This is a genomic window from Haematomicrobium sanguinis DSM 21259 (assembly GCF_000688395.1).
Classification (GTDB): domain Bacteria; phylum Actinomycetota; class Actinomycetes; order Actinomycetales; family Micrococcaceae; genus Haematomicrobium; species Haematomicrobium sanguinis.
The window spans coordinates 95283-115409 of record NZ_JIAG01000008.1 but is presented as its reverse complement, the minus strand read 5'-3'; the positions used below and the strand labels follow the sequence as shown (position 1 = coordinate 115409).

Here is a 20127-nt window from a genome sequence, read left to right as displayed (position 1 = left end):
GCGTGAGCTACCCCGCACAACTTCCCGGCGCCGCCCGCGCCCCGCAAGCGCGCACCCTTATCGACATCCTGCATGAAACCGCCCAACAGCACCCGGATAGCCCCGCCCTTGATGACGGGGAACAGCCGCTCAGCTACAGCGAGCTGATCGACGTCGTCAAAGCGAAGGGCCGCGAACTCCACGAACGCGGCCTCGGCGCCGGCGATAAGATCGGCGTCCGCATCCAATCCGGCACCCGCGAACTCTACGTCACCATCCTCGCCATCATATACATTGGCGCCGCCTACGTCCCGGTGGACGCCGATGACCCACAAGAGCGCGCCGACCTCGTCTTCACCGAAGCCGGGGCGCGCGGCATTTGCGAGACCGGCAACGCCATCACCCTCACCGACCCCGCCAACACACCGGCGCCGCACCCGAACCCGCGGCAACCCACGCCGCAGGACGATTGCTGGGTCATCTTCACCTCCGGTTCCACCGGCACCCCCAAGGGCGTCGCCGTCACGCACCGCTCGGCCGCTGCCTTCGTGGACGCCGAAGCCAGGATCTTCCTCCAAGACGACCCGCTCACCAACACCGACCGAGTGCTCGCGGGGCTCTCCGTCGCCTTTGACGCCTCCTGCGAAGAGATGTGGCTCGCTTGGCGGCACGGCGCTTGCCTCGTCCCCGCACCCCGATCCCTTGTCAGATCCGGCGTGGACCTTGGCCCCTGGCTTATCCGCCGCGGCATCACCGCCGTCTCCACCGTCCCGACCCTCGCCGCGCTCTGGCCCGCCGAATCCTTAGAACAGGTGCGCCTGCTCATTTTCGGCGGCGAAGCCTGCCCACCCGAACTCGCCGAGCGCCTGGCCACCGAGGACCGCGAAGTCTGGAACACGTACGGCCCTACCGAAGCCACCGTTGTCGCCTGCGCCGCGCCGCTGACCGGCAACGGCCCGGTGAGAATCGGTCTCCCGCTGGACGGCTGGGACCTCGCCGTCGTGGACAAGGAAGGCATCCCGGTCGCCGAGGGCGAAAACGGCGAACTCATTATCGGCGGCGTCGGCCTCGCCCGCTACCTCGACCCGGCAAAGGACGCCGAAAAGTACGCGCCGATGCCGACCCTCGGTTGGGAGCGCGCCTACCGCTCCGGCGACATCGTCACCTGGGATCCGGCCGGACTGATTTTCATCGGCCGCGCGGACGAACAGGTCAAACTCGGCGGCCGCCGCATCGAACTCGGCGAGGTCGACGCCGCCCTCCAATCCCTCCCCGGCGTGCACGGCGCGGCCGCCGCGGTCAAGAAAACCCCGGCCGGCTCCGACGTGCTGGTCGGCTACCTCGTCCCCGAAACCGGTGACCTCGACCTCGCCCGCGCCCGCAAACTGCTCAGCCGCGAGCTCCCCGCCGCGCTCATCCCGCTCCTCACTCTCACGGACACACTACCCACCAAAACCAGCGGCAAGGTAGACCGCTCGGCGCTCCCGTGGCCGCTTCAACAGATGAACGACGGCGATGACTCGCCTTTGCGCCTCGACCCGCCGGATGCGTGGATCGCCGAGCGATGGTCACAGGTGTTGGGTGCGCCCCTAACCAGCTTGGATGCGGACTTTTTCGCCGCCGGCGGCGGCTCCTTGAGCGCCGCCCAGTTGGTGTCCGCGCTCCGCGAGCGCTACCCCAACATCACCGTGGCAGACATCTACTCCCGGCCCCGCGTCGGCTCGCTTATCGAGGCCATCCGCCAGGAGTATCCGGACACCACCACGCACATGGCCGAACCGCGCACCGTAAATAAGGCCAGCACCAAGTCCGAATTCTTCCGCACCGTCATTGGCGCTCCGCTGCTGATTCTGGTCGGCATGCGCTGGCTCACCTACACCATGGCGGCGAGCAACCTGCTCTCGGCCTGGGGTTTTGTCCCCGGCGCGCCGACGGTGTCTTGGTGGTGGGTGCTCGCTTCCTGGCTGATCTTCGTCTCACCGCCCGGCCGCATGCTCATTGCCGTGATTGCGGCCAAGATTCTCCTGAAGGACGTGCAACCGGGCAGCTACCCGCGCTCCGGCCGGGTGCACTTGCGGCTTTGGCTTGCCGAACATATTGCCGATATGACCAACGCCGTCAGCCTTGCCAGCGCACCGCTCGTTCCGTATTACGCACGTGCTCTCGGGGCAAAGATCGGTAAAAACGTGGACCTGCACTCGGTGCCCCCGGTGACCGGGATGCTACGCCTGGGGTCCGGTTGTGCGATCGAGCCCGAAGTGGACCTTTCCGGCTACTGGATCGACGGCGACCTTATTCACATTGGCCCAATCCAAGTTGGTAAGGGTGCGAGCGTCGGCGCCCGCTCCACGCTACTGCCTGGCAGCAAGGTCGGCGCTGGCGCGTACATCGAACCGGGGAGCGCCCTCGTGGGAACGGCGAAACCGGGTATGCACTATTCGGGCTCCCCTGCCAAGCGCAGCGGCCGGGTGAAACCCGAGTGGCCGTCCTCGCGTCCCAAGAAATCCTGGCTGTGGCCGGTCCTCTATTTCGCCTCGTCCAGCGCCCTAGCGTGCATACCCTATGCCGCCGCGGTCCTTGCCGGCGCCGCCGCGGTCCCCTTCCTCGGCGGCACCGATTCGCTGCACAGCGCCATCTGGCGGCTGTTGGCGCTGTCCCCGCTCATCGCCCTCGTCTGGTTTCTCGCCAATGCGCTCCTCATTGCCGGAACCACGAGGCTCCTAGGTCTTGGTCTGAAAGAAGGTCACGTCCCTGTCCGCTCCCGCATCGGCTGGCAGGTGTGGGCCACCGAGCGCGTCTTGGACATGGCCCGCGACCTCCTCTTCCCGATCTACGCCTCCCTCTTCACACCCACCTGGCTGCGCATTTTGGGCGCCAAAGTGGGCAAAGACGTGGAAGCCTCCACGGTCCTGCTTGTCCCGAAAATGACCACGATCGGCGACGGCGCATTCCTTGCCGATGACACCATGGTCGCCTCCTATGAATTGGGCGCCGGATGGATGAAGGTCGCCCCGGCAAAGGTCGGCAAACGCGCCTTCCTGGGCAACTCCGGGATGACCGCGGCGGGCCGATCGGTCCCCAAGAATTCACTTGTTGCGGTGCTCTCGGCGACCCCGGCCAAAGCGAAGGCGGGCACCAGCTGGCTCGGCAGCCCGCCGGTGCGCCTGCGCCGTCAAGCCATTGCCACCGATGACAGCCGCACCTACAAGCCGCCGAACAAACTCAAGGTGGCGCGCGGACTCTGGGAAGTGTGCCGTTTCCTGCCAGTGGCCCTGACCGTGGTCATTGCGATCGGCGTCATGGCATCCATGGACGCGATCGTGTCTCTGGTCGGCAACGCCTGGGGCTACCTTCTCGCGGCGCTGCTAGGCGGCGTAATCATGCTCGCCGCCGGTGCCCTCGCCGCGCTCAGTTCGGTCCTGGCGAAGTGGGCGCTGGTCGGCAAAATCACGGCCGGTGAGCACCCGCTGTGGTCCTCGTTCATCTGGCGCAACGAGGTCGTGGACACGTTTGTGGAACTGGTGTCTGCGCCATGGTTTGCCCGCGCCGCCTCCGGCACCCCGGCGCTCGTGTGGTGGCTGCGCGCTCTCGGCGCCAAGATCGGCAAGGGCGTGTGGTGTGAGAGCTATTGGCTGCCCGAAGCGGACCTCGTCTCCCTCGGCAACGGCTCCACCGTCAACCGCGGGTGCGTGGTGCAGACGCACCTTTTCCATGACCGGGTGATGAGCCTGGATACGGTTACCCTGCAAGACGGTTCCACCATGGGGCCGCACAGTGTGATCTTGCCGGCGGCCACCCTTCAAGAGTCGGCCACCATCGGTCCAGCTTCGCTCGTCATGCGCGGCGAATCGGTGCCGGCGCACAGCTATTGGATGGGGAACCCCGTGGGACCATGGACTTCCGCCCACAAACACTTGGGGGCGTTAGAGGATATCCGCCGCGATCGTGAAAGGGCCAGCGCATGAGCAAAAAGAAGCAACCTCGCCGCAGTGCCCTCGAGCCCCACGAAACCCATCCCAGCACCCCAGCGCCCGGCGCGTTGAGCGCCGCAGCCGGGGACTCGTCGTCGTACCTCCCCGATGCCTACACCCCGCGCAGCGGAAACCCGGACATTCTGGTGGAGCACTACGCGCTGGAGGTGGATTACCGGCTGGCCAGCAATCGGCTGAGCGGCCGCGCGGTCCTGCGGGGGCGGATGCTCGCTAACAGCACCGTGATCACCTTGGATTTGGTGGGGCTCGGGGTGGACAAGGTGAGCGTCAACGGGAGCCGCCCCGCGCGCTTTGCCACGCGCGAGGGGAAACTCGTGATTACCCTGAAGCAACCGCTGGGCGCCGGGGAGCAGGTCAGCCTGGACATCCGCTACTCCGGGAATCCGCGTCCGCGCCGTTCCCGCTGGGGCGCGATTGGCTGGGAGGAACTCACCGACGGTGTGCTCGTGGCGGGGCAACCGATCGGGGCGGCCACCTGGTTTCCGTGCAACGATCATCCGAGCAACAAAGCGACTTTCGATATCAGCATCACCACCGACGCCGACTACCGTCCGGTGTCCAACGGCGAACTCGTCTCGCGGACCCGGGTGGCGCGCGGCGAAACCTGGGTGTACCGGGTGGACGAGCCCATGGCCACCTACTTGGCGACCGTGCAGATCGGGCGCTACGCCGACACTCCCCTCGATGATCGCACCGACGTCCCGATCCGGGTGGCCGCACCGGCTGCGCTCGCGACGGCGGCCGAATGGGCGCTCGTCGACCAGCGCGCCATGATGGATGCGTTCACCGAAATGTTTGGGCCCTACCCTTTTGCACGCTATACGGTGGTCGTGGCCGAGGACCCGCTCGAAATCCCGTTAGAGGCGCAGTCGCTTTCCCTCCTTGGCACCAATCATCTTGGCCGGGACTGGGAATCGCAGCGGTTGATCGCGCACGAACTCTCCCACCAATGGTTCGGCAACGCGGTCACCGCGGGCGCGTGGCGGGATATTTGGCTCCATGAGGGCTTTGCGTGTTACGCAGAGTGGCTGTGGAGCGAGTCGAGCGGAAGTACGACGGCGGTCCAGCGCGCCTTGGGCGCGTGGGACCTTCTCTCTCAACAGCCGCAGGACATTATTGTCGGGGACCCGGGACCGGCGGACATGTTTGACGACCGCGTCTATAAGCGCGGCGCGCTCGCGGTGCAGGCATTGCGTTCCTGGCTGGGCGATGAGCCGTTCTTCGACGTTCTGCGGAGCTGGGTTCGTACGTTCCAATATCAATCGGTGAGTACCGAGGATTTGTGCGCGCTCATTGACAACCACGTCTCCGAGGATGTGCGCTCGGGACGCGCGGCAATGGACGTGCTGCGCCCCTGGCTCTACGAGCGGGACTTGCCGCCGAGCGAGCTTTTGGCCGTGCAAAAGTAGGGCGCCCTGCGGTTCATCGCCGCAAAACGTACCCCGTTCCCAAGCGCGCCTCGGGCAAGTAGCGTAGGTGTTGAGGCACTTCGCCCCACCACGATCAACGCGGATCTAGGGTTCGTTCTGGGTACGCGCTCGGAGGAAAATCAAGGAGGAATCATGTCAGAATCCAACTTCGACCCGAATGAAAATGAAACTGAAGGCCCGGCCGACGGCGGCGCATCCGGCACCCCCGGTGTGCACGACGGCGGCGCCGATGGTGGCGCTGATGGTGGCGCCGACAGCGGAGCCGAAGGTCCGGCCGACGGCGGCGCATCCGGCACCCCCGGTGTGCACGACGGTGGCGCTGACGGCGGTGCTGACGGTGGCGCTGAAGGCCCGGCTGACGGCGGTGCATCCGGCACCCCTGGTGTCCACGACGGCGGAGCCGATGGCGGCGCTGACAGCGGTGCTGACGGCGGTGCTGACAGCGGAGCCGACCGTGAGGCCGACCGCTCTTGAGCACGCCCGCAACTGATCTCCAGCACCCCGGCGACCCGGTAGCACCCCAACTGCAAGGCGCCGGGGTGCTGGAATCACGCCTGATAGACATCCCACGGGACACCTTTGCCCAGGACTATTGGGGCAAGCGCGCGCTCCTGAGCAAAAACGTGGGAGACTTCTCCGATCTGTTTTCCGCCGGGGCCGTTGACGAACTCATTTCCGAGCGCGGACTTCGCTCCCCGTTTTTGCGTGTCGCCAAGGACGGCGAAACGCTGCCGACCTCTTCCTTCACCTCGCCGGCAGGGGTGGGTGCCACGATTGGCGACCAACTGGATGACACCAAATTGTGGCGGCACTTTCGCGATGGAGCGACGCTCGTTCTTCAAGCGCTGCAGCGCACCTGGGCGCCTTTGGGGCAGTTCACCTCCGCCTTGAGCGAGGAACTTGGAAACCCTGTTCAAGCGAACGCATACATCACGCCGCCGCAAAACCAAGGCTTTGACGATCACTATGACGTCCACGACGTTTTTGTGCTCCAAATTGAGGGCGCCAAGCGCTGGCGACTGCACGAACCGGTCTTCGATTCCCCGCTCCGCGATCAACCGTGGACGGACCGGCGCGAGGCAGTTGCCGCGGCCGCCAAAACCGATCCGGTCATTGACGCAGTTCTCGAACCCGGCGATGTGCTCTATGTGCCGCGCGGCTGGCTACATGCGGCAACTGCGCAAGGCGAGGTATCCATCCACGTCACGCTGGGAGTGCACAACTGGACCGGCTACGCCGTGGCCGAAGAACTTGTCCAGGCGGCGCTGGCCTCCCTCCAGGACGACCCGACCATCCGAGGAAACCTTCCCCTGGGCGAAAGTCAGCCTGACGAGGCCACGCTAGAACACATTAGGGAACGCGTACGTGAGGCTCTCCAGGATGCTTCCGCGCGTGACGCCCTGGATCGCATTCGCCGCTCTCAGGCACGCCCCGCTCCTCTTGGCCCCTTGCGGCAGTTGCAGACACTGAATAATTTGGCGGACGACACCCTGCTGTCCTGGCGAGGCGCATTGGATCCGGTGGTACGCGGAAACCGTGTGTACACGCGCCTTGGCTGGTTTGATTTCAGCGACGCCGAACTCGAAAAGCTACGGCCGGTGCTTGACGGATCCCCTGCCACGGTGGAGGACCTCGGTCGAGACTTGGCAGAACGGCTCCTTGCGGCCGGCGCGCTCCTCGCTGGCACCGACGGTACTGCCCAGTGAGTACAGTCCAGTGCGTTCAGTCCAGTGAATGCTGCCCAGTAAGCACAGCCCAATGAATACGACCCAGTGAGTACAACCCAGGATTTTCGGTGCTCGAACGCCGCGCGCGAGCGTGGCGATGCCATTGCCGGGACGGCTCCCCGAGGGAGAGTTTGGATACTGATCGAGTACCGCGGCGGCTGGCCCCGCAACGGCTTTGACGGCGTTGACATCGATTGGCGGGTGCGTGCCGGGGTCGCTGAAGCGGCCGAGCGTCATGGCGCACGCATCTTGCTCATGCGCCGCCCCGGTCGGCGTACCGCCACGCACGGCGGACAATGGGCGGTCCTCCGCTTAGACGCCCCCGGAGACCTGCGGCAAACCTGGGGCAAGTGGAGCCAAGACGCCGACCTCTTGCGTATTTGCGACGCTCTTGACGCGCGTGGCGAATCCCCGACAACTCCCGCGGAGCTTCCCCCGGTGGTTCTGGTGTGCACGCACGGCCAACACGACCTATGTTGCGCTCTCCGCGGCAGACCAGTTGCCGCAACACTGGCCGAACGGTGGCCGGAGCTGATCTGGGAGTGTTCCCATGTGGGCGGCGATAGGTTTGCGGCCAATATTGTGGTTGTCCCGGACGGGGTTTACTACGGCAATCTCGACGTTGAAAGTGCTCTCGGCGTGATTTCAGATCATCTCGATAACCGTATCGGCGGCACCTTTTTGCGCGGTTACACCGACCTGCTCCCGGTGGAACAAGTGGCGATAGCGGCGGTGTTGGATGCGGCAGGTCCCGCCGGCCGATTCGACTACGCCATTGGCGCAGTGGCTCGGGACGCGGCGGTATGGAATATCCAGGTCGAAAGCCGCCGGGAGCCGCATCGCCGTTACGAGGTTCGCATCACCGTCGGCCGCGGCGCGCCAACCCAACTCACCTGTCATGGTTCCGACCGCGCGGTCGCGAACGTATACACCGTCAACTCCGTCGACTCGAATCCTGCGTAGCGAAGCGGTCCTTACTGCTCTACCATCTTGAGCCTTGTGACCTGCTCTTCGGTGCCGTTGATGATCGCCTCGAGTGCCGAAACGTATTCCTTATACGCTTGCCGCCCGGTTTCGGTCAAAGAGATCCGGAGTCGGGAGCGTCCTGCTCTGGTGAGGCGCTCTTCCTCAATATATCCATGCTCCACGAGTTGCGTGAGGTGCTTACTGAGCGCGGATTTTGACAGACCGAGCCGTTTTTGAAGTTCACCGAATTCGACGTAAGAAGCCGAATGGGCTATCGCGCAAATTCTGAGTCGGTGCGGTGCATGAATCACCGGATCAAGTTCAGTGGGAGTCACGGTTAAGAGATCTCCGGTAGCGACGTCCCATTTCAAGAGTTGCCATCAAAGCAAAAGCTCCTGCCACGAGCCACAACCATTGCACGTGTAATCCGATGGCAACTATGGCAGGGATTCCGACCAGGATCAGCATGGCTAAAATGAAGGGAAAGGCAGCATATCCATCTGGCCATACAAAGCCGTAGCCTTTCCTGGCAAATACACTCCAGGCACCGACTGCCATGAGCGAAATTAACCCCAAGATTGTCACCAGGATAGCCGCTGTGCCTGGGAGCAGTTGGGCGACGCATACTGCAGCGAGCAAGACGGCTTGGGTAACAAAAAACGTCCACGGCAATTGGGGGTTCCGAGTTTCAGACTCGGCCCTGCGCGCGACTTCCAACATGGTCTTCGCACCATTGTCGTGTTGTGATACCCCGTGATGTGTTTCCATAAGGGAAACACTAACAATGAGTTTCCGCACTGGCAACACGGGTTGCGCAACCGTACTTCAGTCCTGCGCGGCGAGCGAAATGACGAGCCCGTTGCGGGTCACAATGGGCCCAAAAGTGTCGCGCTCAATGTAGGTGTCCTGAATGCCGTGCTGGCTGAGCGTTTCGGCAAGCTCGCCGTCCTGCACTACGGAAAAGCTGACCGGGTCCCTCCGCAACCCGCTCCCCTCTGCCTTCAACACCGCTTCCTTAATGGTCCACACTCGGGCCAGTCGTTCGCTGCGCTCTTGCATGGGAGCATCCAACACCCATTCAGCATCGGCAAAACTGAGAAATGTCTTGGCCGTATCAGGTAGGGGTTCGCGATCTGTGCGGAAGGCGCCGTCGTACTTATCTGTGATGTCAATGCCCACCCTGGTGAACTCGCCGGACACCAGAACCACTACCGTGCCCTGGTAACTGGAGGCAGAAATGGCGAGCGGAATATGCTCGCCGCGCAATCGGTAGCCGGGACGCCCATGCACGCCCTCACCGTGCTCAGGGCACTGGTAGGCGGGGGTAAGGTCATCTGGATCGACGTCCAGGTGCGTGGCAAGAATCTGGCGCACCAGCCACCGGCGCTGTTCGAAGCGTTCGCGGGCGGCTGAGTTGGTGAAGCGCGCGGCGTATTCGGCCTCGGGCGCGCTCACGTGCGGGGGCGACTCGGCGCTGGTGGGCAATGTGCCGATGCTGACCTGGGAATCGGTGATCATGACGTTCACCCTCTGTTTACGTGGCGACCCTAGCCTTTTCAGTATGAGCGCAGTGCAGTTGAACTCTCAAGGTTTCGCGGTCCTGGATGATGACGATGATGACCCTATTTTGCTGGGGCCGGATCGGGTGCCGGTGGATACCTGGCGGGAGGGGTTTCCGTATTCCGCGCGGATGGATCGGGGCGAATATGAGGCGCAAAAGCGGCTGCTCCAGATCGAATTGCTGAAGCTGCAGCAGTGGATCAAGAAGGAGGGGCGGCGGCTTGTACTGGTGTTTGAAGGGCGCGATGCCGCCGGCAAGGGCGGGACCATTAAGCGATTTACCGAGCACCTGAACCCGCGCGGGGCGCATGTGGTGGCGCTGGAGAAACCGTCGCCGCGCGAGTCGTCGCAATGGTACTTTCAGCGCTACGTTTCGCATTTGCCGGCCGGCGGCGAGATGGTGCTTTTTGACCGTTCTTGGTACAACCGGGCCGGTGTGGAGCGTGTGATGGGGTTTTGCACCGATACGCAGTATGAGCAGTTTTTGACGCAGGTGCCCTTGTTTGAGCGGATGCTCGTGGATGACGGGGTATCGGTGGTGAAGTTCTGGTTTTCGGTGTCGCAACTGGAACAGCGCACCCGGCTTACGATTCGCCAGGTGGATCCGGTGCGGCAGTGGAAGCTCTCGCCAATGGATCTGGCGTCACTGGATAAGTGGGATGCGTACACTCTGGCTAAAGAGACCATGTTTGCGCGGACCAATACGGATTATGCGCCGTGGACAGTGGTAAAAAGCAATGACAAGAAGCGCGCTCGCATCGGGGCGATGCGCCACGTGCTGTCCCTGTTTGACTACGAAAACAAAGATGCCGAACTTGTCGGTGTGCCGGATCCGCTGATTGTCGGGTCGGCGTCGCGAGTATTTGAAAAGGGCGAGAGCGCCGCGCCGGTGTTGTCCTCGACGATGACGCTGAGTGAGGCCTGATCTTTTGGGGGTGCCGGAGCGTGGGGGCACACGTGGTCGGTGTAGCTGGGCGGAGGCACCCAGTCACAAAGCGCACAAGATCGCACACGACTCGCACAAAAGGTAACATGGTTGCCAAGTATTCGGCACCGAAGCCACCGCGAAGGAAACCATGAGCACCTCCCCCACAACTGACCCTGCTCCTGTCACCGAGTCCGCGAGCCCGTCTCTTTCGGGCGGACCCTCCGCAGTCGCGGGGCCGCGCCCCAATGTCATTGTGTTTTTCACCGATCAACAGCGCTGGGATTCTTTGGGAAGCGCGGGGAATCCCAGCGGTTTGACGCCGAATCTGGACTTGATGGCGAAATCGGGCGTGAGTTTTGACGCCGCATGCACCACCAACCCGGTGTGCGCTCCGGCACGCTCGGCGCTGTTGACCGGCATGTACCCGACGCAAACCACCGTGATCACCAATGGTCTTTCTTTGCCTTTGGACATTCCGACCCTCGGCAAGCTGTTCCAGGACGCGGGATACCGCACCGGGTACATCGGCAAGTGGCACCTCGTGGAGGGTCAAGGCGCGGTGGTTCCTCCCGAAGCGCGCGAAGGGTGGGACTTCTGGTTGGCCTCCAATGTGTTGGAGTGGACCTCGGACGAATACCGCACGGTGCTCTATGACGGTGACGGCGCCCCGGTCGAACTTCCCGGATACCGCGCCGATGCCATGACCGATGCCATGATTCGCTTTATTGCGGGTAACGCGGCGCCGGGCGAAGAGGACAAGCCGTTCTTCCTCTTTACCTCCTTCCTGGAACCGCACCAGCAAAACGAGCTCGATAATTACCCGGCTCCCGAGGTGTATCAGGGTGCGTTCAAGGACGCCTGGCTGCCGCCGGACCTGGCTCAGTTGGGCGGCAATTCTCGCGAGCACCTCTCCGGATATTACGGGCAAATCAAGCGTTTGGATGAGTGCGTTGGGCGCGTCCGCGATGTGCTGCGCAGTCTGGAAATTCGTGACCAGACTGTGCTCGCATACACCTCCGACCACGGCTCTCACTTCAAGACGCGCAATAGCGAGTACAAGCGGTCATGCCACGATGGGTCGGTGCGTGTGCCGTTCCTCTTTGAAGGGCCGGGGTTTGTTCGCGGGGCGCACCTGTCCACGCCGGTCAGCACCGTCAGCCTGGGACCAACCTTGCTCGAAGCCGCGGGAATCCCGGTTCCGGATCACATGCAGGGCGAGGCTCTGCGCACCAGCGTGCTGAATCCGCCGGAAGACGCGGCTGTGCTTATCCAAATTTCCGAGTCCGAGTACGGGCGCGCGGTACGCACCTCGCGGTGGAAGTACCACGTGGTGGCCGACCAGCAGGGCGGACCCGAATACCGTGAAGAAGCGCTCTATGACCTCTACGCCGACCCGTATGAACTGACCAACGTCATCGGGAACCCGGGCCACGAAGAGAAGGCCGCCGAATTGAAGGCGACACTCATCGACTTGGTTCGCGAGATCGAGGGCGTGGACGTAACGGTGACCGATCACCCCGACCGCGCGAAACTCAAGCGCCACCAGCGCGGCGCCGACACTCAGGTGCGGATCAATAAGTTGCGCGGTGCCTCCTTTGGGCACCAGGTCCCCTCAAGTTAGCCCAACGCCAGAATCTCCGCATTTCAGCCCCGAATAGGCGTCCGCCGCGGACTGTCAACCGCGAAAGTCCTAGTCAGGTGAGTGCCGACCGCGGGCAGTTGTTCTCCCAACGCCCATTCGGGGCTGAAATGCCGATACCCGTCCATGCTTATCCACAGATCAGCGTTACCCCTTGGGTTCCAATAGCAACTTCGCAATGCTGTATGGATGGGGGCTTGGGGAATTTATAGCCGCGTCGAAATGCGCAATCAAGGGTGGAATCGATATCGCATTGACCAGGCCCTGGCTTCGAAACGTTTTCGCGATTTGGGCCGTTTCGGTATCGCCACCGCAGATACCCCGCCGGAGCTGATCATGGCTGCAGAGTGGTCAGGGAGGCTCACGTGTGTCAGCGCCGCGCCGCAAAGCTCTATGGCCTCTGGACACTTGACGATCCCTTCGCGCACCTATGGTATGGGCACAGTGCACACCGAGACTATGGACACTTTCTCGTTCAGGAGCGCCACTCAAAAAGGCTCAAAGAGACCCTCCCAGCAGCCCCGATCACTTCTCTCCTCGACAGTGTTGTGCACGCGCTCAAATGCCTTCCCACTCGAGACGCCCTGGTCATCGCCGAATCTGCGGTCATCAAGGGCCACGTCCAGCTGGCAACTCTCGATTCCTGCTTGAAATCTCCCCGGGAAGCGGGTGCTCGCAAGGTCGTTGGGCTTATCGATCCTCGGTCGCAATCGGCGCTGGAAACTGTTGCACGTCTCCTATTAGTAGAGGCCGGCTACCGCGTTGAACCGCAATTTGCGATCAAGGGGTTGGGGCACGTGGACCTGCTCGTTGGGGGGCGGCTCGTGGTGGAACTCGATGGTTACGACTTTCACCGCGACAAGAAGAACTTTGCCGAAGACCGCCGCCGCAACAATGTTGCCGCGATGCAGGGTTTTCCAACCCTCCGGTTCACGGCTTCAGACATTTTCAGCAATCCGGGTCTTGTGCTGAATCAGGTTCGCGCAGCTCTCGCCCACAGATCTTGAACATTTCAGCCCCGCTTGAGCACGCGTTGCCGACGGGTGACGGAAAAACCGCCTAGTCAGCGAGTTATAGCAGAACGGCGTATCACACCCCGCGCTTCAACCGGGGCTGAAATGCCGAAAGCTACCGCTGCACCGCCCCGTGCCGCTCTCCGGCCAGTGCCACCGCCGCAGACCGCGCTTCGGACGCCTCATCCGCGGTCAAGGTCCTATCCGCCGCCCGGAACACGAGCCCAAACGCCAGCGACTTCTTCCCCTCATCAATCCCCGCGCCGCGATAGTCGTCAAAGAGGTGCACGGATTCCAGCAACTCCCCCGCCCCCTCGCGCAGCGTAGCCTCGACCTTACCCGAGGGCAACCCCGCATCCACGATCAACGCCACATCCTGCGTCGCCACCGGGTACCCGGACAGCGACCGCGCCACGATCACATCCGGCGACGCCTCGATGACCGCATCCAGATCCACCTCGAACGCGGCGGCACGCGCCGGCAGCCCCTCGGCCTTGACCACGTTTGGGTGCAACTCCCCGGCCACACCAACCACCGCACCGGAGGGTAGCGCCAGGGACGCGGTCCGCCCCGGATGGAACGCCGCATGCGACCCCTGGGAAACCACAAGATCCACGCCTAGAACCTGACCGACCATCCGCGCATAATCCAGCGCATCCGCCCAGTCCCATTCACGCGCGGACACACCCGGCGCACTAGCCGCGGCATGTCCGGCGAGCAGCCCGCCCACCATGCGCGGCTGCGGCGGGATCGAGTCCTCCAACTCGGCCAAAACCTCATCGGCTGGCTTGGCACCGAGCGGCGGCAGCAACTCGCTCCCGTCCTCCCCAGTACCCAAGAACACGAGTCCGCTTTCAAACAGCGCCAGATCCTTGAATCCGCGCGCCACGTTTCGCCGCGCCGCCTCGGCAAGACCGGGCAGCACCGACTGGCGCAAAAACCCGAACTCGGCGCTGATCGGATTCGCGAGCTTCAGCGAAACCGCCCCATCCGGCCCAAACACCTCATTGGCGCTCTCGGACACAAACGGCAGCGTAATCACCTCGACCAGCCCGGCATCCGCCAAGGACTGCGACACCAACCGCCGCTGCTTCTGCTCGCGCGTGTATCCGCGCCCGGCCGGCGGCACCGGCAGACGCGAGGGAATCCGGTCATACCCCACCAGCACCGCAATATCCTCCGCCAGGTCCTCCTTGGCGAGAACATCGGGACGCCAGCTGGGCGGAGAAACCAGCCATCCGCCGTCGTTCTTCTGGAACGTCGCCCCCATTTTGGTGAGCGCGCGCTCCACCTCCGCAACCGTTAGCTCCGCGCCAAAGGTCGCGGACGGATAGCCTTCAGGAAGCACGACGGCGATGGGCGCCTTGACCTCGCCGGCGTCGGTTCCAGCCGGGTCGATGTCCCCGCCCGCCAACTCGGCCAGCAGATTCGCGGCGCGTTGGGCGGCGACGGGCGCGATCAGCGGGTCGACGCCGCGTTCGAAACGCTTGGACGCCTCGGAGGGCAATTTGTGGCGGCGGCGCGTGCGGCCAATCGAGACGGTGTCGATGGTCGCGGCCTCGATGAGCACGTCGGTGGTGGTATCTGAGACTTCGGTGCTCGCCCCGCCCATGACCCCGGCGATGCCGATGGCTCCGGAGTCGTCGGTGATGAGCAGGTCTTCGGTCGAGAGCGCGCGGTCCTTGTCATCCAGCGTGGTGATGCGTTCGCCCTCGGTGGCGCGGCGGACCACGATCGGGCCGCTCAGTTTCGCGAGGTCGTAGAAGTGAAGCGGCTGGCCGAGTTCCAGCATGACGTAGTTGGAGATGTCGACCGGTAGCGAAATGGAACGGATTCCGGCCAGACGCAAGCGCGCGGACATCCAGGTCGGCGTCGGGCGGGTGGGGTCGATTCCGCGGACCGTGCGCGCGACGAAACGGGACGCGCCCGGGTTGCCGTAGATCGGGGCGCTGTCTTCGATGCGCACCTCGTACCCGCCGGTGAGAGAGGCGGGCGTGTCGATGGCGTCGGCCGGATCGTTGAACGGCTCGTCATGAACCTGGGTGTAGGAGCGGGCGATGCCGCGCAGGGAGAGCTGGTAGCCGCGGTCGGGAGTGATTTCGACCTCGGCGGCTTCGTCGCCCAGCCCCAAGAGCTCGAGCGCGTCGGTGCCGACTTCCGGGTCAAGGCCCAGTGTGGAGAGTACGAGGATGCCGTCGTGGTCCTCGCCGATACCGAGCTCGCGCACCGAGGCGATCATGCCGTCGGAGACGTGCCCGTAGGTTTTCCGGGCGGCGATGCGGAAGTCGCCTGGGAGCACCGCGCCGGGCAGTGTGACGACAACCTTGTCCCCTTCGACGAAATTGTGCGCCCCGCAGACGATGCCGCGAACGTCCGCGCCGCCGTCGGCGGCCTGCTCGCCCTCGGGCGCCACGCGCACCTGCGTCCAGTTGATGGTCTTGCCGTTGGACGCTTCCTCTTTCTCCAATGAGAGCACCTGGCCAACCACAATGGGCCCGTGCAATTCGTCGGAGGGACGGTGGATCGCCTCTTCCTCGATACCGACCTTGATCAAGTCCGCGAGCAGTCCCTCGGCGGTCGCGTCTTCGGGCAGGTCAACGTATTCGCGCAACCATGACAGTGGAATTCGCATTCTTAGATCTCCATCCCGAAGTGTGTTGAGAAGCGGACGTCGCCTTCGATCATGTCCCGCATGTCCAGGACCTCGTTGCGGAACATGAGTGTGCGTTCCACCCCCATGCCAAATGCGAAGCCGGAGTACACGTCCGGATCAATCCCAGCCGCGCGCAGCACGTTGGGGTGCACCATGCCGCAACCGCCCCACTCGATCCACTGCGGGCCGCCCTTGGCATTAGGGTGCCAAACGTCCATTTCGGCGCTCGGCTCGGTGAACGGGAAGAAGTGCGGACGCAGACGGATTTGAGTATCCGGGCCGAACATTTGCCGGGCGAAGTGCTCCAGGGTGCCGCGCAGGTCCGCCATGGAGAGCCCCTTGTCCACAGCGAGCCCCTCGAACTGGTGGAACACCGGCAGGTGCGTCGCGTCGATTTCGTCGGTGCGGTACACCTTGCCCGGCGCGAGCACATAGGTCGGCAGTTCCCGCTCCAGTAGTGCGCGCACCTGCACCGGAGAGGTCTGGGTGCGCAATACGAGGTGATCGCTCACCGGGTCGATGAAGAACGTGTCTTGAAGTTCGCGCGCCGGGTGGTCCGGTTTCGTGTTGAGCGCGTCGAAGTTGAACCATTCGTGTTCAAGCTCGGGCCCCTCCGCGATTTCCCAGCCCATGCCGACGAAAATATCGCTGACCTGCTCCTGCAACACCGAGAGCGGGTGGCGCGCGCCAAGTTGATGGCGCACCGGGGCGGCGGTGACATCGACAGCCTCCTCGACCAGGATGCGCTCGGCATTCTCCGCTTCCAGCACCTCGTTGCGGAGGTTGATCGCCTGGTTGACTTGCCCGCGCGCCTGACCCACGAGCTTCCCCGCCCCGGCCTTCTGCGACTTATCCAGCGAGCCGATCGCCCGGTTCGCGAGCGCCAGCGGAGACTTCTCCCCCGTGTGCGCGATCCGCACCGCCTTGAGCTCATCCAGGTTCGCGGCTGCGGCCGTCGCGGCGAGCGCCTCTTCTACGGCGGCGGCAATCGCCTCACCGTCGGTGGGGTTCAGTTCAGACATGAGTACCTACATAGTTGGGTGGCGGGTGCGCGGCGCGGCGTTGATGCACGACGACGCCACTTCAGTTTATGGATTTCGTACAGTTGGCACCAAAACGGTGACGGACGGGCATCTCACTCACCGTTTTCGCACAACTTTGACCCGATCTGGGATCAACTGTGGAAGAGGAGTTCCGCTGACTAGGGCAAACGCCGAGGCCCAGATTCAAAGTTGTGCAGAAATTGCGGCGCCGCGCCTAAACTTGGCGCATGGAGTCCCACGCAACAAGCGAAAACTTCACGATCTCCGAGAGCTTTTTTCGCCCTATGTCCGCGCACGGAGGCGTATGCCTCATGTTTCCCGGCCAGAACTACCCAACAACGATGCCGGTGATGACGTTTCTGAAGCAGGCTCTCGCCGACTCGGGCTGGCGGATCATTGAGGTGTCGTGGGATTTCCCGAAACTCCAGACGCGAGCCGACGCCGTCGACTTCGTGGAGCGCGTGGCCGAGCGGGCCGTGGAGTTTGCCCTGGCGAATTTTGGGCAGCCGCGCAGGCTTCTCCTGATCACCAAGTCGATCAGCACCCTTTTGGCGGCTTGGGCGGCCCCCAAACAGATGTACGGTGTGTGGCTAACGCCACTCATTAGTGCCTCGTGGGGAGACACTTCCGTCTCCGGCGCACTCCGGTCAATGGACCGTCCACAATTATTGGTCGGCACCGAACTCGACGATCTGTCGTGGAGCGAAGTCGATGCGCGAGACACAGGCTGCGACATTCTTGCGTTTTCCGGCGTTAACCACGCTTTCATCGTTCCGGGCAAATGGAAAGAGACACTGGGAGTCGTTGACGACGTAACGTCGAGAGTGCTGGAGTACCTAGACGAAACCTAGATCCGCGCGGCGGAGCTTAGGACAACTCGAGTTTCCACTTGTTGATCTGCAATGTGCGGCCCTGATATTCCTCGCTGGTCTCGCCTGCGGGCTCAAAGCCAAGCCGCCGCGCGATCCTTTCGCTTGCCTCGTTGCCTTCAATCGTCATGAGCCAGAAGTCCCTGACCCCCTCGGCCCGCAATAGCTCCGCAAATTTCAACACGCTTCGCGAGACGTAACCACGTCCGCGCGCGGATTCGAGGAGCGAGTAGAACGTGGACCCACCATCCACCTCTCCGCCAACACCGAAACCGACGGTCCCCTGCGCTACGCCATCTACCCATAGCCCGTAACGCACAGAGCGCCCCTCGCGAAACATCTCACCGGATCGCTCTACCCGAACACGGGCCCGTTCCACGGTCAAATCGGCAGGATAATACGTCCAGCGCGGAACGTCCGGGGTACGAGCGAGGGCCACCTCAAGCTGCGATTCAGCATCGAGAAGGCCCTCGTCGGTGCCCATTGCAATCAATTCAAACTCATCGATCGTAATGCGCTCGGGATAGATCAACGCGGAGGTTCCTCTTCTCGGTTCGGCGTATCAGCACCACCTGCAGCATCAGCATCGGCGCCCTCAGACAGGTCCTCGACCGGAGCCTCTCCGGTTTGGGCGCCCGCCAAGGTCTCGCGCACGGCAGAATCCTTCGACTCGGCCTCGGCGATCAGCTCGTCAACGCTCGGCGTACTCACATCGCCAAGCACCTGATCCACCGACTCGACATTGCCGTCGACACCAGAAACATACACACTGGACTCGGTTTCGACCGCGGCCTCTTCGCCGAGTTCAGGCGACGCAACGGTGCCCTCGGGCACGTCAAGCGTCGGCTCGGCCAAGGTCGGTTCCGCAAATTCTGCGGATCCAGTTGGCGGCAATGGCACCGAATCCGCGGGGGCCGATTCGTCACCGCTCAAATCTGACTCAAAGGTCACACTCGACGCCGACCCCTCGCCAACGTACTCGGCTGGCTCCCGGTCAGGATCGTAGCTCTCCGCATCCACCGAACCGCTTTGATCGACGCTGAATGTTGAGGCTTCGCTCTGCCCGGTTTGCGTAGATTCCTCCACGAGTCCAACGCTCTCCGCCTCGTTCGCCGGAGCGTCGTATGCGGAATCGTCCATGCGGGTGGGCACGGCTTGCGGCTCCAACTCATCCTCGGCCGAATGGGAACCGGCCGGTTCATCGGATTCGACAATCACCGACTCGCTCTCGACGTCCACTTCGTCATTCCGGCGGGCGGCATCGGCGGCGAACACGCCACCCGCTGCGGCGCCCATTCCTGCGGCAGTCGCTCCGGCCGCGGCAGTAGCACCGCCACCCACACCGGCCACCGTTCCTTCCACGGCACCAATTCCAGCACCGGGAACACCGCCCACGGGCGCACCGCCATCCGAGTCCGTCCGCGACGCATCCGAGGAATTCGCCCCCCGATTCTTAGCGGCGAGGGACCACACGATCACTCCAATGACCACGATCGCGACAATAATAAGAAGTGCCCAAATCCAACCGTCCATGATTCCTCCTGAATCCGCTGTTACCTGGTTGTACTGGAATAGGAACGCTGCTTGTCCTGCAATTGCCCAGGCAAATCGCACCGAGGGGCAATACCATTGACCCTAGCAGTGAACACCCGCCATGCCGAGAGGAAAAAATGACTAATTCTTCCACCACAGAGAAGTACGACGGCGTTGCCCCCTCCCCGGAAACCCTCACCGTGACGGGGGCTGGCAGTGCGGCGTCCGTTCCGGACGCCATTATTGTGCGGTTCACGATCGAATCGAAGGCACCCGATGCGCTGGGCGCCTACCAGGGTTCCACCGAGATTTCCGCACGGTTCCTCTCCGAGCTCGCCACGCTCAGCATCCCGGCCAACCGGGTCAAAACCACCAACGCGAACGTCAACGCGAACATGCAATGGGTGGAAGGCAAGGGCAACGTGGTGGACGGCTACCTGGCCACACACCAGCTTCAGGTGCGCCTCAAAACCGATCAGAGCGACACTATTGAAAAGGTCTTCGCGCTGGTCAACAATGATTTGCGCCTGGATTCGCTGTCCTATGCTCTAGACGATGACGCGGCCGCGTACCAGCAGGCGCAAGCGGCGGCGTGGGAGAACGCCGTTGCACAGGGCGAGTACCTCGCCGGTCTCGCCGGCAAAACCCTCGGCGCTCCGCTGGCGATTTCCACGAATGCCGCACCGAGCGGACCGATCCCCATGGGTAAGATGCTCGCCTCCGCCGAGTTCGCCCCGGGCGAGAGCGAAACGACGGCGGCCATCCAGGTCACCTTTGCACTGAGCTAACGCCTCA

The 20127-nt window shown here is 63.4% G+C and carries 17 protein-coding genes; 10 read left to right on the top strand and 7 right to left on the bottom strand.

What is annotated here, in order from left to right; genetic code table 11:
* Positions 1 to 2 precede the first annotated feature (2 nt).
* The 5 genes from O148_RS15755 (at position 3) to O148_RS0108640 (ending at position 8091) form a co-directional block, all read left to right on the top strand.
* Complete coding sequence (locus tag O148_RS15755) at positions 3 to 3944, top strand: Pls/PosA family non-ribosomal peptide synthetase (protein ID WP_051620030.1); 3942 nt, start codon at positions 3 to 5, stop codon at positions 3942 to 3944.
* Positions 3941 to 5380, top strand: coding sequence for a M1 family metallopeptidase (locus O148_RS0108655; RefSeq protein ID WP_084157225.1), 1440 nt, complete (start codon positions 3941 to 3943; stop codon positions 5378 to 5380). The genes O148_RS15755 and O148_RS0108655 overlap by 4 nt, the downstream gene beginning before the upstream one ends.
* Before the next feature lie 153 nt (positions 5381 to 5533).
* Positions 5534 to 5875 carry a hypothetical protein gene (locus O148_RS0108650; RefSeq protein ID WP_026530594.1) on the top strand — a complete coding sequence of 114 codons (342 nt, stop codon included), beginning with the start codon at positions 5534 to 5536 and terminating at the stop codon, positions 5873 to 5875.
* Positions 5872 to 7107 (top strand): cupin domain-containing protein, encoded by a 1236-nt coding sequence (locus O148_RS0108645; RefSeq protein WP_026530593.1) that lies wholly within the window; start codon positions 5872 to 5874, stop codon positions 7105 to 7107. The genes O148_RS0108650 and O148_RS0108645 overlap by 4 nt, the downstream gene beginning before the upstream one ends.
* A gap of 66 nt (positions 7108 to 7173) precedes the next feature.
* Positions 7174 to 8091: a sucrase ferredoxin gene (locus tag O148_RS0108640; protein WP_026530592.1), complete on the top strand. Its 918-nt coding sequence runs from the start codon at positions 7174 to 7176 to the stop codon at positions 8089 to 8091.
* Between the two features lie 11 nt (positions 8092 to 8102).
* On the opposite strand, the gene O148_RS0108635 is transcribed toward O148_RS0108640, so the two are convergent.
* From O148_RS0108635 to O148_RS0108625, 3 genes are read right to left on the bottom strand one after another with little or no spacing between them, the layout of a single operon-like run.
* Positions 8103 to 8429, bottom strand: coding sequence for a transcriptional regulator (locus O148_RS0108635; RefSeq protein ID WP_026530591.1), 327 nt, complete (start codon positions 8427 to 8429; stop codon positions 8103 to 8105).
* Positions 8416 to 8862 (bottom strand): hypothetical protein, encoded by a 447-nt coding sequence (locus O148_RS17545; protein WP_157374591.1) that lies wholly within the window; start codon positions 8860 to 8862, stop codon positions 8416 to 8418. The genes O148_RS0108635 and O148_RS17545 overlap by 14 nt, the downstream gene beginning before the upstream one ends.
* A 57-nt stretch (positions 8863 to 8919) precedes the next feature.
* Positions 8920 to 9612: a 4'-phosphopantetheinyl transferase family protein gene (locus tag O148_RS0108625; protein ID WP_026530589.1), complete on the bottom strand. Its 693-nt coding sequence runs from the start codon at positions 9610 to 9612 to the stop codon at positions 8920 to 8922.
* Between the two features lie 43 nt (positions 9613 to 9655).
* Here O148_RS0108625 and ppk2 point away from each other — a divergent pair, with 43 nt between their 5' ends.
* The 3 genes from ppk2 (at position 9656) to O148_RS15740 (ending at position 13228) form a co-directional block, all read left to right on the top strand.
* Positions 9656 to 10579 carry a polyphosphate kinase 2 gene (ppk2, locus tag O148_RS15750; RefSeq protein WP_157374590.1) on the top strand — a complete coding sequence of 308 codons (924 nt, stop codon included), beginning with the start codon at positions 9656 to 9658 and terminating at the stop codon, positions 10577 to 10579.
* A 151-nt stretch (positions 10580 to 10730) separates the two neighbouring features.
* On the top strand, positions 10731 to 12203 hold the full coding sequence (locus O148_RS15745) for a sulfatase-like hydrolase/transferase (RefSeq protein WP_084157223.1): 1473 nt from the start codon (positions 10731 to 10733) through the stop codon (positions 12201 to 12203).
* Between the two features lie 566 nt (positions 12204 to 12769).
* Complete coding sequence (locus O148_RS15740) at positions 12770 to 13228, top strand: endonuclease domain-containing protein (RefSeq protein ID WP_169737521.1); 459 nt, start codon at positions 12770 to 12772, stop codon at positions 13226 to 13228.
* 121 nt (positions 13229 to 13349) lie between these two features.
* Here the strand turns inward: O148_RS15740 and pheT are convergent, their stop codons facing one another.
* Together pheT and pheS are read right to left on the bottom strand one after the other, a co-directional pair.
* On the bottom strand, positions 13350 to 15866 hold the full coding sequence (pheT, locus tag O148_RS0108605; protein WP_026530588.1) for a phenylalanine--tRNA ligase subunit beta: 2517 nt from the start codon (positions 15864 to 15866) through the stop codon (positions 13350 to 13352).
* Between the two features lie 2 nt (positions 15867 to 15868).
* On the bottom strand, positions 15869 to 16909 hold the full coding sequence (pheS, locus tag O148_RS0108600) for a phenylalanine--tRNA ligase subunit alpha (RefSeq protein WP_026530587.1): 1041 nt from the start codon (positions 16907 to 16909) through the stop codon (positions 15869 to 15871).
* A 332-nt stretch (positions 16910 to 17241) separates the two neighbouring features.
* Between pheS and O148_RS17085 the strand changes: the two genes are divergently transcribed.
* Positions 17242 to 17781 (top strand): hypothetical protein, encoded by a 540-nt coding sequence (locus O148_RS17085; RefSeq protein ID WP_157374589.1) that lies wholly within the window; start codon positions 17242 to 17244, stop codon positions 17779 to 17781.
* Between the two features lie 16 nt (positions 17782 to 17797).
* On the opposite strand, the gene O148_RS0108590 is transcribed toward O148_RS17085, so the two are convergent.
* Together O148_RS0108590 and O148_RS0108585 are read right to left on the bottom strand one after the other, a co-directional pair.
* Positions 17798 to 18331 (bottom strand): GNAT family N-acetyltransferase, encoded by a 534-nt coding sequence (locus O148_RS0108590; protein WP_026530585.1) that lies wholly within the window; start codon positions 18329 to 18331, stop codon positions 17798 to 17800.
* Positions 18328 to 19332 (bottom strand): hypothetical protein, encoded by a 1005-nt coding sequence (locus O148_RS0108585; RefSeq protein WP_026530584.1) that lies wholly within the window; start codon positions 19330 to 19332, stop codon positions 18328 to 18330. The genes O148_RS0108590 and O148_RS0108585 overlap by 4 nt, the downstream gene beginning before the upstream one ends.
* Positions 19333 to 19469: 137 nt before the next feature.
* On the opposite strand from O148_RS0108585, the gene O148_RS0108580 reads away from it, so the two are divergent.
* Positions 19470 to 20120, top strand: coding sequence for an SIMPL domain-containing protein (locus tag O148_RS0108580; protein ID WP_026530583.1), 651 nt, complete (start codon positions 19470 to 19472; stop codon positions 20118 to 20120).
* Positions 20121 to 20127: the final 7 nt, after the last annotated feature.

Bases quoted from the DNA above. Each gene is read 5' to 3' on its own strand.
- O148_RS0108655 (WP_084157225.1), top strand. From the start codon at position 3,941: ATGAGCAAAAAGAAGCAACCTCGCCGCAGTGCCCTCGAGCCCCACGAA.
- O148_RS17085 (WP_157374589.1), top strand. From the start codon at position 17,242: ATGTTTCCCGGCCAGAACTACCCAACAACGATGCCGGTGATGACGTTT.
- O148_RS0108625 (WP_026530589.1), bottom strand. From the start codon at position 9,612: ATGATCACCGATTCCCAGGTCAGCATCGGCACATTGCCCACCAGCGCC.
- ppk2 (WP_157374590.1), top strand. From the start codon at position 9,656: ATGAGCGCAGTGCAGTTGAACTCTCAAGGTTTCGCGGTCCTGGATGAT.
- O148_RS0108650 (WP_026530594.1), top strand. From the start codon at position 5,534: ATGTCAGAATCCAACTTCGACCCGAATGAAAATGAAACTGAAGGCCCG.
- O148_RS15745 (WP_084157223.1), top strand. From the start codon at position 10,731: ATGAGCACCTCCCCCACAACTGACCCTGCTCCTGTCACCGAGTCCGCG.
- pheS (WP_026530587.1), bottom strand. From the start codon at position 16,909: ATGTCTGAACTGAACCCCACCGACGGTGAGGCGATTGCCGCCGCCGTA.
- pheT (WP_026530588.1), bottom strand. From the start codon at position 15,866: ATGCGAATTCCACTGTCATGGTTGCGCGAATACGTTGACCTGCCCGAA.
- O148_RS0108585 (WP_026530584.1), bottom strand. From the start codon at position 19,332: ATGGACGGTTGGATTTGGGCACTTCTTATTATTGTCGCGATCGTGGTC.
- O148_RS0108580 (WP_026530583.1), top strand. From the start codon at position 19,470: ATGACTAATTCTTCCACCACAGAGAAGTACGACGGCGTTGCCCCCTCC.
- O148_RS17545 (WP_157374591.1), bottom strand. From the start codon at position 8,862: ATGGAAACACATCACGGGGTATCACAACACGACAATGGTGCGAAGACC.